Below are 13,886 nucleotides of genomic sequence, written 5' to 3'. Positions count from 1 at the left end.
CTAGTTTTTGTGATTAAACATCTTCTCGTTCATTTTTAAAAGCATTTCCTGCATTTTAAGCCTAACTAATGGTTCACCAATTAACTTAAGTTGGTTTGTAATCTCTTGGCTAGAATAGTTAGGTATCTTTTCTAATTTATCTTTAAAATGTTTTAGTAAAGCTGTATAACTCTCTTTTATTTCAATATCTGAAACAGATAAGTTTTTTTCATCTTCTTCAAGCTCCTTGATTTTAATATTTAAGTACATAAGGTTTATTAATTCACTTATTCTTTTATTAGCAAATTCTCCAACAGTTCCTTCTTTTAAGAAGAACTCATTGGCTAGAAGGTCGTGTATATTTGCACCAAAAGAATTTACTGTTTCTTTGTCCTTGATTTGAACACCTTCTTCTAATTTCAAAATATTTTGACTAGGAATATCAGATAAAATAAAAGGAGAATGAGTACTAAAAATTACATTTATATTCATAGGATACTTTGTGTCTTCAGTAAAAAAATTTAATGTTTCTATTAACTGATTAACATATTTTCTTTGGTATTCAGGATGAAAGTAAAGTTCTATTTCATCAAAAATAAGATTGATGTTTTGATATCTACCTCCCATATTATATGTAGATCTTAAATTAAATAAGTTGTAAGTTATATTAAGTAAGGAATAAATCATTTGTTGTTCTCCAGAACTTAGATTTGAAAAAGAAAACAAATCGTTAGATTCTGATTTTTTAAGATTTACTTTTACATCAAAAAAAGCTAAAGGAACCTTATCAATTCTGTCTGATTCTATAAAATCGTTTTTAACAATAACTTTAGTTAGATTTAATTCTTTATCAAACACTGTATCAGCTATCATTCTTTGAAATGTACTATCATTAAAATAACTTAAGACTTGCCTAATTTTAAAAGCCCTATGGCTCTGATCATTAGCTATTTTTTGCAAAAAAAAGTCAAGCTGATTCATTCTCTCTCGCTTGTATATTTTTTCGAAATAATTCACTACTTTATTTAAGAAATATTCTTTTTCTATTACATCTACAACAAATATATTTTCTAAAAAATCACTTAGAGGTTCAACGTGATTATCAGTCAACATTTCTCTCCCTTTTAAAGAATGTCCTGGTGCTAATACTCTACGAAACATATTAAAATACTTCTTTAGTATCTTCTCTATTACTAAAATATCTGATTTATATAATAATTCTCCACTTAATTTATAATTAAGTCCTTGAACAAAATCTTCTTTTAATTTTTTAAAATTATCACTTAAAGTAAGGTCACCATCAAAAAGGTAATTGAAATCTTTGTAAACACTATAAGTTTTTGAAATTTTTTCTATTTTTTTAAATAAATATAAAAAAGCCAAATATTGTAACTCAACTATAGTTAAACTATCCTTTTTTGAGGAGATAAAGAACTCTTTTGTAAGTCTTTTTGTAACATTGGTTTCCCAAAATTGATTTAATTCATTAAAACATTCTTTAGATAATCTAAACTTATTTGATATTAAACTTGTGAAAGATTTAATATCTATACTTCCGAAATTTTCCTCTAAGAAAACAAAAATATTCTTAAGTATAATATCATTGTCAAATATCCTTTTTTTTATTTTTTCTGGAGAATTAGCATATTTCCTGCCCTCTTTAACTGGATAATCAGTAAATTGTTGCTTATGTGTGTCAATATAATAATCTACACTTTCAAGTTTAATATTATCTAGTAAGTTTTGATTTTTAATTACAAAATGATTAATGATTAATCTTTGTTGAGCTAAGATATACTCTCTATTAACATCTATATTTCCTAAATCTCTATAAGGACTAATTGTTATAGGAAGTTCATATCCCCTTTTATTGTGAAAAAGAATCGTAGAATCAAGCCATTTATTGTCATTTAAAGAACTATTTAATCCATATAAACCATAGTTAGATATTAAAGAATAAATATTAAAACTTCTGTTATTAAAATTCTTATTATTTAATTCAATTTTCTCTTTATTAAGATAATAATCAAGAGCATTTTCACTTAATTCATCTTTGTTGTATTCTAAATAATATAGTTTAAACTTATCCCTTTTACAAATCATGTAATAACAACCAATTTTTGATTCATCTTTATTGGTTTCATTAAACTCAATGTAGACTTCAAGTACAATCTCTTTATAGTCTGAATATTCTTTCTCCTCTTTGTTAAAGAAAAAATTACGTGAGATGTTATATAAAAATATATAATATAGCTCTAAGAGGCTACTCTTACCACTGCCGTTCTGTCCTACAATAGCTGATATACTAATATTCATAGCGAAAAAACCTTCTGGGATTTCTCTTCTATATTCTATAGTAGTAGGATAATAATATAGATTATCTTCTAAAGGTAAAGCACTCTCTACATTTCTATTTGGATAAATAAAATTATATTCATTGTAAAATTGATAAGTATCATTAGGTTTTAAGCCTTTTAATAATGATTGATCACAACCTTCAAGAGGTCTTATTGCAAGTAATTTAAATGCCATTTTTTATTCCAATTTATATTAGCTTAATTTTTTAAAAGCAAAACCATTTATATTCCTAGTTTCACTATCAAAACTAACACCAAGACCAAAAATAGTTTTTTGTTCTATATTAAACTTTAGATGATATTCTTTTTCTTCTATTTGTTTTAAGGCAGCATCACTTACATCTTTACTTTTATTAAATTTAAACTCTAAAATATAAATAACATCAGAAAGACGGATTACTGCATCTATTCTTCCATTATTGGTTATTTCTTCTGATATTATATCAAACCCTAAAAGCTTTAAAACTATATGAACGTTTGAATGAAAATATCCTTCTTGAACTTTAGTAATTGCATAAGATACAGATGCTAAAATTGATTTTAAATTAAAGATGAAGCCATCTATATCTCTAACAATTAATTTGTATCTCAACTCGCTATAAGGAACTATTGCCTCATCTTTATCATATATTTGTTTAGCATAATCTATTGCTTCAACAATTTCACTAACTCGTTTTTGTAAATCGTTAACTAAATAATCTCTTTCAGTATCTTGTTTGTTTAAATCTATATATTTTTGATAGCTTATAAGATACTCTTTGAATTCAAATAAAGACCTTAAAAGAGCTTCTGGTGTCGCAAAATGCTGTGGAATAAGTTTTTCAAAACTATATGATTCTTCAAAATAAGCATGTATGGAAATAACTAGATCCATTAACTTAGTTCCTTCTTTTAATTTATACATCTCAAAGTGCCGATCTCTATGAGTTGATCTATAAAAATGAAACATAGATTCTAATCTACTTGAAAAGAATTCATAAACATATCTCTCTAATCTATCCTTTTTATTCATTATTGATTAATAGTGACTTAATTAAGGGTTATTTTTCTAATTCTATCTCTTAAAAATTGATCTAAATAGCTAAAATTCTTTTCATCATAGTTGTTTAATAAATCAATCAAGTCCTGATCTACTAATGGAATAATAAGTCCACGATCATCTTTAAAGGTATCCTGGCAGCGTTTTATAAATAACTCAAAATTATCAAAGGATCTGCATAAAAGTAGACCTACTTTACCTCTATTAGGAGAAAAACGACCTGATAATTGATCTAATTCTGGGTTTTGAGGATCAGCAGAATAATTTTTACATTCAACCACAATATAAGGACAAGGTAATTTATATTGATTTGATAAATTTAAAAAAATTCCATTTGTAGCTGCATTATCAAATGTTATATCAATTCGTTTACGACCTTGGTGTATTGCATTTTCTAAAACTGGTGTAGTAAGTAAAGGATAAAAAAGAAATTCAATAATACTTTTAATATGTTTATGATATGTATCTGCATCATTTTTTCCTGTGGATATCGATTGTAAAACACCTATTAATCGTTTAGTTATATCCTTAATACTATATTCGAAAAGCTCACTATTTTGTAGAGATTCTACTCTTTCTTTTCTTTTAAAGTTTTCAAATATTTTTGGATTATCTTCAGCAAACTTTCTTAAAAAATCTTTACTATAAGTTATTCTTTCTTTTATAGATTTTTTGGTCACATAAGGATCTCCATTTACTCTTCTTCTTATTAATGAACTATTTAAACGTATATATTCGTGTTGATAAAAATTCAAAACATAATGCTGAAAAAATCTATAAGGAGTATATACTTTTGAGAAAGAAACTATTCCTTTAGGAACAAGTATTATATGCCTTTCTTCTATAATTAATAAATCAGTTATATCTTGATTCCATTGTTGACTTTTCGAATCCCAGTAATATCCAGTTTGTTTATTAGGAGTTAATTTAATGTGGTGATAGTTACACTGATTCTTTGTATATTCTATTAAATGTTTCTTTAATATAACAGTAGCCATATCCGATAGTCTATCTTTACCGAATCCATCTATAAAAATAACGTTATCTTCAATATCCTGAATAAGACCTGTTTGTATAGCTCTACTTTGACTTAATTGACCAAATACTTCATCTGCATATGATTCTCCTACTCCTCTACCCATAGGGTTTCCTTTTGATGTACCTAAGCAGGTTTCATTAGGTTCGATAAAGTGATCAAATAAGTTTCTAGCTTTTACTAATTCTTCATCTTTTATAAGATCAATAACTTTTTGAAAAAAATTCTGAATTGTTCTATTAGCCTCATAGGACCAATTGTCATTACGTTTACTTAAAAAAAAAGGATCTATAAATAAGGGAGTATCAGTCAAGATATCTATATCAACAAAATCTAACTCGGCTTGAGTTAGATTTAAATTAAAAATTTCACTTACTTTCATGATAGTTTAAAATTTATTATGTCCATATAATAGAACATTAGAAATAATGTATCTTAATTTAAATTTTAAATCAAAATCCATATCAATCATTTCAGCTTGACCACAAATCTCAAGCAAATTTTGAAGATTAGTAATTTGTTGATCATGCTTTCTTTCAAACAAATTCTGAAGCTTTTTTACACCTTTAAACATCCCTTTTGTATTACAAACTTTCTCTTCTATCAATTGCCTAAGCTCATCTGGATTTTGAGCATTTTGATAGAATGTAAAATCTTGTTCAACTTGTTTTAAATAATCAAATAAATCTGATATTGATCCGAATAATTCCAGTAGGTTATCTTGATTTATAGTATGATTTGCAACTGATTTATTTTCTATTTTATTCTTTTTATCTCTTGTTGGGAACAAATATATTTTATTATTATCCTCACTGTTTTTAGGATAAAATTCAATACTAGTATGGACTCCTAAAGAAGCATTCCCAGTATCTTCATTTCTAATTGAAATAGAAGGTCTAAAATATCCAAGATCTTCTATAATTACCTTTTTATCCAAAGAGATAATCATATCTATTTTTGATTCCCTCAATGAGATTGATGAGATGCTAAAATTCACTTTCTTATCACTTAAATGAATTTTATTTAATTCAAGCATTGATAAAACAAATGATTCAGCTATTCCATATTCCTTATATGCTTTACTATTAATACTCTTGATGTAGTATAGATCTTTATTCTTTAAAATCCTAAATATCTTTGGTTTAGCTTCTTTTGGATATTTTTTATAATGCTTTTTCCATGATGCGTTTAAATCATCTAATAATTCACTTTTATTTAAGCTTTTTGACTTGTTTAAAGACTTTACATATTGAGATAAATTGCGGTCTTTATAAAATAGATCAAGAGAGTCATAAATAGCCACAGCCTCAAGATTTTCAATGATTTCGCCTGTATTTTCATCAATAAAAGGTTCTTTGATATTAAAGTAATAGTCATACTTCCTCTCCTCTGGATTTTCTTTTAAAAATGTATCGACTTTGTTCTCTGGTACTGTTAATCTCAATAGTTCAAATCTATCAACATACTTTTTGATTTCCTGATAAACAACATCAACTTTATTAACATTAATAAGAATATTTTGATCCAAGTCAAACTTATTAATAATTAATTCCTTTAATTCTGTATCCTTAATTAATTCTAATAGATCATTACTGAAAATATCTTTCTCTGATTCTACATTATATAAATGTTGTGTTTTCGTTTTGAAATAGACATAATTTGACATAACAATTAGGTTTTTAGAAGGTTAACTTCAAATATATCTAATTATTCCTTTTAAAAATCAAATACTCGTATGAACTTATTAAAAGATAAAACAAAGGCGTCTCATCAAAATTTAACTATTGATAAACGCCATTTATTTTAATTATAAAAAACTCATAATTTTATTTTATCTACCATCATTACATTCTTAATTTTAAAGTTTTTAATAGTGAGTTTTTGCTTTCTAATTCCATTCTTTTCATTGATTTCAATCAGAAGCATTTGCTTATCTGACAAAGTAAACTGATCTAACATAAAGACATTATCTTGTTTACTTTGACTCTCAATAATTTGAGAATTATTAAGACTTCTAATTGGTTTTAAACTCGTTTCTTGAATGGTGGTTCGTTTTGAGGTTCTTCTATCCTTGATGTTAAAGCTTACATAGTCAACTTCATATGGTAAATTGCTTTTGTTATTAATAGAGATGTGAAAGTAGAGTTTACCATCTTGAGTATAGATACTCTTTAAACGGACTTCAATTCCATAACTTTTACTTTTTATGTTTAGCTCTTTCTTGTTCTTTTTGATGATTGCTTTCATAAAAAGATCAGCCAGACTTGGACTAGTGTTTCCTAAGTTTTTGAATAACACTTCGCTTTGCTGTTTATTTATTTGTTTTTCAAACTTGGTTAAATCATAGCTCAATTGTAATGGCTCTTCTTTGTAGTTAGCACTGAAACTGTAGTATTTACCATCGTTTGTTATAACAGTAAAGTTTGTAGCTGTGATATCTTCTTTGATAGTTTTTAATCGAAGGACATTTGAAGTAGCCTCTACTTTGCTTGCTATAATGTCACTACTTCCAAGGTCCACATATTCGATGCTGCTTGGAAACAAAATATGCGTTGTTTTGTTTTGGGTTAGTTCCACTTCATAGGGTACTACCTCAGCATTTGATAGATTAATAGATTGATTGCTGTCTTGAGCGGTTACTATGTTTACTGTTAGTAAGCACAGTAGCAAATATTTTATAATTATTTTCATAATATTTTGGTTTACTTGATTATTACTCCTTAGGTACAAGAAACAGCTCTTGTCCTTGTTTTAGGGTTACTCGTTGAGCTTTTACTTTTTTTGAAAAGTAACCTGACACCCCTTGAATGAGTCCCTTGGTTAAATCTCCTGCTATTTGGTCTGAAGCAGATTTTGTCATTGAGATACTTGTCCCTGCTGTCTGTCCCATATTGGCTATGATTTCTTTTGAGGCGCTTATTTCTTGAAGGTCTAATACCTCAAGTCCTCTTTGTCCGTAGTTATCATAACCAATAAGCTCTGCTTCTATGATAGTATCTTCTATCTTAATAGAATTTACAATAAGCTCTAATCGTCCACTACTTACTTTTACTTTAGCAATAAGCGTACTTTCATTGGGTAATAAAGCTCCATTTATCACTATGCTTTCTAAGAGTCTTAGTTTGATGTAACCTTCGTTTATAATAACCTGATCTTCTTTGATACTTACTTTTATACTGTTTTTATGGGTTTGCGCTTTAGGCTCTCCTTCTGCTGTATAAAAGTTTTGATTGTTTTTAGAATTAATTGGTAATAAATCATGAAGACTCATTGGTTTGACTAAAGATGATACAATGTTTCTATCATTGCTTTGAACTACTGCAATAGCTTGTTTTTTAGTTGAGATGACTTTGGCTGTTTCTGTTTTACTTGGTAGAGTTACTTCATTTTGAGTTTGACTGTTTGGTAAATACTTAGCTGCCATCTGAAAAGACTTTTCCATAAGCTCTAATTGATTGTCTATTGTAATAGTAGTTGGAGTATCTTTTTGTTCTAATTGTCTCTCTAACTCTTCTATTTGCTTTTTAAGACGATCGGTTTCCGGATTTTCAGTACTGCTGTAAAAACTACCTAGCACATCTTGAGTTTGCTTGTAGTTTTGATAAGACCGCTCATAGGGAGTGTAAGTTGGTTCTACATTATAATCTTGATGAGTATAATTGCTTGTTGACTCATCTTGAGGCTCATTCCAATAATCTGCTAAGGAGTGAATTTGATTTTCATTCTCTTGCTTTTTCTGTTCCCATAGTTCTTTTTCATAAGCTTTTACTTTATCTGTTGGCATCCCCTTAGTTGTTGCCTCAGGAACGGAATCATTATGAGTAATTAATTCCTTCTCCTCTGGTTTAAACAAAAGGTACATCACACCTAAAAACACAATGCCCATTAAAGCAAAGACAATGTGCTTTTTGTGTTTTTCTATAAGGTTTTGAATTGCCTTGTTTTCTTTGGGTATTTTCTCTATCTGGTGGGTTTTATTTGATAATTGATCTTGATTCATAATGTTTTAGTTTTACTAGTTGAGTGTGATTCTCTCTTTTGCCTATCAAGCAAATACTTAACTGGTTTTATATTACTCTGATTCACTCTACTTGATGCTTGCTTTATTTTAGAAGTAAAGCTTGTCTTTACAATAAAAAGGCAAACTAGCCCGTAGAGCGTAAAAGCGGTAAGTAATAAAACTCGTTGTCTTTTTATAGAGAGGTTATTCCAGTAAGCTTATAGTTTACTGGAATAACTGTGTCTTAGAAGTTGTAGTTTATTCATAATCTTATGTTTTAGCGTTTGACAACTTCTAAGTCTTTGTTCTCTACAACTGTAAACTTTTCGATAATAAACCCTTGCGGGTTGTTATCAGAGCGTACTGCCGAAACAAGCTGGCTACTTGTTATAAGGTTCCTTTTAGTTAGATTACTAGATCGTATGATATACTGAGTCGCATAAGTCATTGTTTTATAGGGATAGTTATTAAAGTCAATTTTAATACTATCTACCTCAATCCTTTGCTGGATATTTCCTGAAATTACGCGGCTATAGTACCCCTTTTCAAGTAAGTCTTTATAGTAGTCAAAGGCTGTTTTATCTGCAAGGTTAAATGCTCGTTGCATATTACCCTCAATGGCTGATTTTTCAGGCGAGAGGGTAAAGAAAAGCTCGTGAAACCGCCTTACGTGTTCTCTTGCCTCTACTGGCCTATTTATACTTGCGTCTTGAGAAAGAGCAAGCATAAGGGATTTACCTTTGTCAAGCACATAGATTTTCTCTCGTTGCTCTTTTGCAAAGTCATAGCTTTTGTAGATAGAGAATCCTACTACTATAAGGCAGACAACTGCAAATACAATAGCGTAGAGTCTTATCTGTTTAAAGCTATTTTCTATATTTCGAAGTGATTTAAATTCCATCTTTTTGTTTTTAAAATGATTACTAACTCTTTTACTTTTTAATAAGCTGTCCAGCTATATTTCCTGTTGAGGCTCCTGCTGTCGCAGTTGCCATATTAGCTGTTGTTGAGGCAGTCTTATTCATATTGCGCATAAAGTTTCCTGCTCCTCCTGCTTGAATGATCCAGCTAGTAACTGTAGGGATTGTAAAGTATCCCACAATGCCAATAATCATAAAAATCACATATATTGTATTTGAGGTATCAGGGATAAAGTTTGGATCTGAAAGCAACAGCATATCTCTTTCAAGAATTAAGGATTGAATTCTAGCTAACATTGCGCTAAATAAATCCGCTACAGGAAGCCAGAGATACACGCTTATATACCGCGTGAGCCACTGTAAGAGTGTAGATTCAAAACCGCTCCAAATAGAAATGGCAAACGCAATAGGCCCTAATATGGACAGCACAATTAAAAAGAAGGTCCGAATCGTATCTATAATTAAAGCAGAAGCCTGAAAAATCATCTCTAAGATCTCTCTAAAGGCATCTCTTAGATTCTTTTGGAAATCATATTGCCATTTCTCTAAATACATTCCTGTCATAGTGGCTAGATCCGAGGGAGACCAGCCAAGCTCGTCAAGTTTTTTATCAAAGGCTTCATCTGAAATTAAATAAGCAGCCTCAGGGTTTCTTAGCATCGCTTCTTTTTCTAAAATGTCTTTCTGTTTTTGTAAAGATGTTAGATCTATAACCTGGGTTTCTAATATCTGATGTGTTCCCTTTACAACTGGACTTAAAACCGTATTTAAAGTTCCTAGAACAAGGGTGGGAAAAAACATAATACAAATCCCTAAAGCAAATGGCCTAAGCATTGGATACACATCAATAGCTTCTGCTCTTGCTAAGGCTTGCCATACTTTAATGCCAATATAAAAAAGCGCTCCAAGACCTGCTAGACTCTTAGCCACAGATACCATCTGACTTGTAAGTGGCATCATATCATAATAGAGGTTTTGTAAAACCCCATGGAGATTACTCTCACCCATAACTCACCAGTATTTTTGATTAGAAGTACCGTATAAATCAAGTACCCTTTGGGTATTGTTTTTCTTTTTAGCCCTTAAGATGCTGATTCCAATATTTTTTCTTGTGTAGTAACTAACAAGGTTGTGATATTCTTTTACTTCTTTGTAAACCCTATCTATAACATCCATTCGCTCTTTATCATTTAAAGACAAGGTTGAGCTACTTACTATCTGCTTAAGCTCCTTCACAAGTTCTGTGCTTTCTTGAAGAAGCACGGAATATCCATTAGCTATAGCTACAAGCTCCTGGGCAGAGAAGTTTGGATCATTAAGCATCTTGCCAAAGTTTTTGACATACAGCTCCGAAACGTCTCCTACTAAAAGCACAGTTTGTTGCACCTTCCTTGCGTCTTTAACAAGATTGTTTACTGCTTGGAGTTTATCATAATACTCCTTGCTCTGGTTATAGACCTTTTCTACTTCCTTGAAGTTTTTAAGCACATTGCTAACTGTAGCAGAAGTTTGCCTTATTTCATTAGCACTATTTATAATACCTTGAGCTAAATTTCCAGGATCATATACTGTCCACTGGGCATAATTCTTTATTGGTAGAATAAATAGCATCGCTATCATTACTACCTGTAATAGTCTTTTCATGGTTATATGTTTTAATTGATTGTTTACTCTACTGAATACTATTTTTTATCCTTAGAAAAGTTGGGTTAGCGTATTTTCTTATTCATGCTACTTTTCTTGTACAAGCCGCTTTATAGCCATCTCCACATTACCATCAAGCTCTTTAGCGAGGTTCATAACCTCTAATTTTTCAGTTTCTTCTGTGGTATAAGCCAGATACTCGCTGTAGCTCACTTCTGTGGCATAGACTCCTGATTGCATTCCACCTAGGCCAATCCATACTTCTTTGTAAAGGCGGTTAGGGTTGTTGTTTAGGTTTATTGAAAGGATCTGAGCTTTTTCTTTGTCAGTAAGGCCAAGCATGGCCTGTATATCATCAAACTTATTCATGTACTTGCGCTGATCAAGTAGGATCTTACAATCAGAGTTATTGATAATACTTTCCTTTACAATCGGGGATTGAATAATATCATCTACCTCTTGGGTTACTACTATTGCCTCTCCAAAGAACTTTCTAACAGTTTTAAAAAGGTATTTTAGATAGTCTGCCATCCCCTCTTTGGCTATAGCCTTCCAAGCCTCCTCAATTAAGATTAATTTCCGCTGTCCTTTAAGGTGTCGCATCTTATTTATAAATACTTCCATAATGATAATAGTCACTATGGGAAACAAAATTTTGTGATCCTTGATGGCGTCAATTTCAAAGACGATAAAGCGTTTATTAAGTAGATCAAGCTCGCTTTCTGAGTTTAATAGATAGTCATACTCCCCTCCTTTGTAATAAGGCTCGAGTACATTTAAAAAGTTAGCCAGATCAAAGTCCTTTTCTCTAACCTTCTTTTGTTCTAACTCAGCTTTGTAATCCGTTTTGATATACTCATAAAAACTATTGAAACTTGGTTTTAAATTGCTTGTTTGAAGCTTTTGGATATAGCCACTAACAGCGTTTGAAAGCGCTACTTCCTCAGCTCGTGAGGGCGGCTGGTCATAACGCTTCCAAAGCGTCAAGATGAGCGTTTTAATACTCTCTCTTTTTTCAATATCAAATACTCCGTCATCAGTATAAAAAGGATTAAACGCAATTGGGTTTTCTTCAGTATAAGTGAAGTATACACCATCCTGTCCTTTTGTTTTGCCTTTAATTAATTCGCATAAGCCTTGATAAGAATTCCCAGTATCAACAAGCAGTACATGAGCGTTTTGCTCATAGTACTGCCTTACCATATGATTGGTAAAAAAACTCTTGCCACTTCCCGATGGCCCCAAGATAAACTTGTTGCGGTTGGTGATAATTCCCTTTTTCATCGGTAAATCCGATATATCTAAATGAATCGGTTTACCAGTAAGCCGATCTGCCATTTTAATTCCAAAGGGTGATAGCGAGTTTTGATAATTCGTCTCCCCTGTAAATAAGCATAAGGCAGGTTCTATGAACGTAAAAAAGCTCTCTTCACTTGGAAAATCTCCGCTATTTCCAGGCATACCTGCCCAGTAAAGTGTCGCAGCATCTACTGTATTGTGTCTTGGTACACACTCCATAGAAGCGATAGCACTTCCTGTATCGTTTTTAAGCTGTTTAAGCTCACTTGGATTATCTGACCATGCCATTACATTAAAATGAGCTTTTATAGATGTTAGCCCCTTACTATGAGCTTCATTTAAATACTCTTCTATCCACTGCTTGTTGATTTGATTCGCTCTACTGTATCTAGCAAGTGAGTGCATATTTTTAGCTGACTTTTCAAACTGCTTTAGATTGTAATCACTATCTTCTAAAAACAAATATTGATTGTAGATATGATTACAATTAAGCAAGAGTCCAACTGGCCCTGCAAACGATAAAGCCATACTGCTTTTATCAGTTGACAGCTTCTCATAGCGTGATAAATATGATACCTCAGTAGGCAGATCATCTGTGTTTGAAAGGGTATGTAAAGAAAGTCTATTATCTCCTACTCTAACCTTATCGCTACTTATAGCTATATCTTGAAGACTTCCTCTTTTACTAGGACTTAGCGTTAAATACTGCTCTAAAAGTCCACTTTTATCTTCCGAGCCAATAATGTCTTCTTCAGATAATTTAGTTAAGTGAATCAGTCCACTATCATTTACTATCTTTTCAAGCTGAGTCGTGGCTTCTAAAAAGCTTTGAACCGAGTCTTTATCTCTTATTTCTTTAGGAATCAGTTCTCCTCTTGTAAGTGATGAAAAATTGCTTTGGCTTTTAATTCGTTCCTTGGTTGTCTTTGTAATAAAGAGATAACAGCTGTGATTAAGATAAGGGCGCTCATTAAAATGCCTTTCAAAGCTTCTACTTAAATAACTTTGCTCTGCATCACTAAAATCTGCCTGATAGCTTTCTTTTATAAACCAATCTTGTTTGTGAATAACCGTAAACTCAGGCAATGTTTTAATAGCCTTATGCCACACGCTGTGAATAGTTTCATACTCCTTATCTGAGATGGTAAATATCTCAGGTAAGATAACTTTATAACAAACCGTGATATCTGCTTGTTTGGAGACAATACAGTTGTTCTCCACTGATAGAATTGGAAACATCCGCTCTAATGTATTTGTCTTAGCTGTATTTCTCATAGTTTCTTTGTTTTAAGTTTCTACTTAAATACCCTTTGATATCTTTTCTTGAGATAATGTACCTTGGAAAATATTTTCTTGCTTGAAGTTTCATAAGACCATACTGACCGTATTTCTTATTTAATGAAAATACTTTGTAGATCAGATAACCCGATAGTCCAAGACCAAGGGTTAAACAAATAAGATTGTTTACCCCTGCCATATACAAAACCATAACAAGAATAAGATTCCCTAAAAGTCCACCTGCAAAATAAAACAGGTACTGAGCCTTGAGTCCTTTAAACTCAACACTGGCTCCAATGCCTTTATTGATACTATACTTTTTCATAAGCGCATC

Annotated in this window: 11 protein-coding genes; all 11 read right to left on the bottom strand. The window is 30.9% G+C overall.

Translation table 11 applies throughout. From position 1 onward, the window contains the following. On the bottom strand, window positions 1-2,511 hold the full coding sequence (locus tag MPR_RS18105; protein WP_052472652.1) for an AAA family ATPase: 2,511 nt from the start codon (window positions 2,509-2,511) through the stop codon (window positions 1-3). Between the two features lie 18 nt (window positions 2,512-2,529). Beyond that, window positions 2,530-3,348 carry a PD-(D/E)XK nuclease domain-containing protein gene (locus MPR_RS06590; protein ID WP_041890531.1) on the bottom strand — a complete coding sequence of 273 codons (819 nt, stop codon included), beginning with the start codon at window positions 3,346-3,348 and terminating at the stop codon, window positions 2,530-2,532. Window positions 3,349-3,365: 17 nt separating this feature from the next. Continuing rightward, on the bottom strand, window positions 3,366-4,793 hold the full coding sequence (locus tag MPR_RS06585) for a DUF8370 family protein (RefSeq protein WP_041890528.1): 1,428 nt from the start codon (window positions 4,791-4,793) through the stop codon (window positions 3,366-3,368). A gap of 6 nt (window positions 4,794-4,799) precedes the next feature. Beyond that, on the bottom strand, window positions 4,800-6,077 hold the full coding sequence (locus MPR_RS06580) for a hypothetical protein (RefSeq protein WP_041890525.1): 1,278 nt from the start codon (window positions 6,075-6,077) through the stop codon (window positions 4,800-4,802). A 152-nt stretch (window positions 6,078-6,229) separates the two neighbouring features. Further along, complete coding sequence (gene traN / locus MPR_RS06575; RefSeq protein ID WP_041890522.1) at window positions 6,230-7,102, bottom strand: conjugative transposon protein TraN; 873 nt, start codon at window positions 7,100-7,102, stop codon at window positions 6,230-6,232. 22 nt (window positions 7,103-7,124) lie between these two features. Further along, window positions 7,125-8,411, bottom strand: coding sequence for a conjugative transposon protein TraM (gene traM, locus MPR_RS06570; protein WP_041890519.1), 1,287 nt, complete (start codon window positions 8,409-8,411; stop codon window positions 7,125-7,127). A 277-nt stretch (window positions 8,412-8,688) separates the two neighbouring features. Continuing rightward, complete coding sequence (gene traK / locus MPR_RS06565) at window positions 8,689-9,312, bottom strand: conjugative transposon protein TraK (RefSeq protein WP_041890517.1); 624 nt, start codon at window positions 9,310-9,312, stop codon at window positions 8,689-8,691. A 31-nt stretch (window positions 9,313-9,343) separates the two neighbouring features. Next, on the bottom strand, window positions 9,344-10,339 hold the full coding sequence (gene traJ / locus MPR_RS06560) for a conjugative transposon protein TraJ (RefSeq protein ID WP_041890515.1): 996 nt from the start codon (window positions 10,337-10,339) through the stop codon (window positions 9,344-9,346). Between the two features lie 3 nt (window positions 10,340-10,342). Then, complete coding sequence (locus tag MPR_RS06555) at window positions 10,343-10,951, bottom strand: DUF4141 domain-containing protein (RefSeq protein ID WP_489884325.1); 609 nt, start codon at window positions 10,949-10,951, stop codon at window positions 10,343-10,345. A 111-nt stretch (window positions 10,952-11,062) separates the two neighbouring features. Next, window positions 11,063-13,549 (bottom strand): TraG family conjugative transposon ATPase, encoded by a 2,487-nt coding sequence (locus MPR_RS06550; protein WP_041890509.1) that lies wholly within the window; start codon window positions 13,547-13,549, stop codon window positions 11,063-11,065. Continuing rightward, the gene (locus MPR_RS06545) at window positions 13,533-13,877 is read right to left on the bottom strand and encodes a DUF4133 domain-containing protein (RefSeq protein WP_041890506.1); all 345 of its coding nucleotides are present in this window, start codon (window positions 13,875-13,877) and stop codon (window positions 13,533-13,535) included. The genes MPR_RS06550 and MPR_RS06545 overlap by 17 nt, the downstream gene beginning before the upstream one ends. Window positions 13,878-13,886: the final 9 nt, after the last annotated feature.

The sequence above is a fragment of the Myroides profundi genome, from assembly GCF_000833025.1.
GTDB classification, from domain to species: Bacteria; Bacteroidota; Bacteroidia; order Flavobacteriales; family Flavobacteriaceae; genus Flavobacterium; species Flavobacterium profundi_A.
This window is presented reverse-complemented; position numbering and strand designations above follow the sequence as displayed.

Excerpts from the sequence above, each read along its gene's own strand:
- traN (WP_041890522.1), bottom strand. The coding sequence starts at position 7,102 with ATGAAAATAATTATAAAATATTTGCTACTGTGCTTACTAACAGTAAAC.
- MPR_RS06580 (WP_041890525.1), bottom strand. The coding sequence starts at position 6,077 with ATGTCAAATTATGTCTATTTCAAAACGAAAACACAACATTTATATAAT.
- MPR_RS06555 (WP_489884325.1), bottom strand. The coding sequence starts at position 10,951 with ATGATAGCGATGCTATTTATTCTACCAATAAAGAATTATGCCCAGTGG.
- traJ (WP_041890515.1), bottom strand. The coding sequence starts at position 10,339 with ATGGGTGAGAGTAATCTCCATGGGGTTTTACAAAACCTCTATTATGAT.
- MPR_RS06550 (WP_041890509.1), bottom strand. The coding sequence starts at position 13,549 with ATGAGAAATACAGCTAAGACAAATACATTAGAGCGGATGTTTCCAATT.
- MPR_RS06590 (WP_041890531.1), bottom strand. The coding sequence starts at position 3,348 with ATGAATAAAAAGGATAGATTAGAGAGATATGTTTATGAATTCTTTTCA.
- MPR_RS06545 (WP_041890506.1), bottom strand. The coding sequence starts at position 13,877 with ATGAAAAAGTATAGTATCAATAAAGGCATTGGAGCCAGTGTTGAGTTT.
- traM (WP_041890519.1), bottom strand. The coding sequence starts at position 8,411 with ATGAATCAAGATCAATTATCAAATAAAACCCACCAGATAGAGAAAATA.
- traK (WP_041890517.1), bottom strand. The coding sequence starts at position 9,312 with ATGGAATTTAAATCACTTCGAAATATAGAAAATAGCTTTAAACAGATA.
- MPR_RS18105 (WP_052472652.1), bottom strand. The coding sequence starts at position 2,511 with ATGGCATTTAAATTACTTGCAATAAGACCTCTTGAAGGTTGTGATCAA.
- MPR_RS06585 (WP_041890528.1), bottom strand. The coding sequence starts at position 4,793 with ATGAAAGTAAGTGAAATTTTTAATTTAAATCTAACTCAAGCCGAGTTA.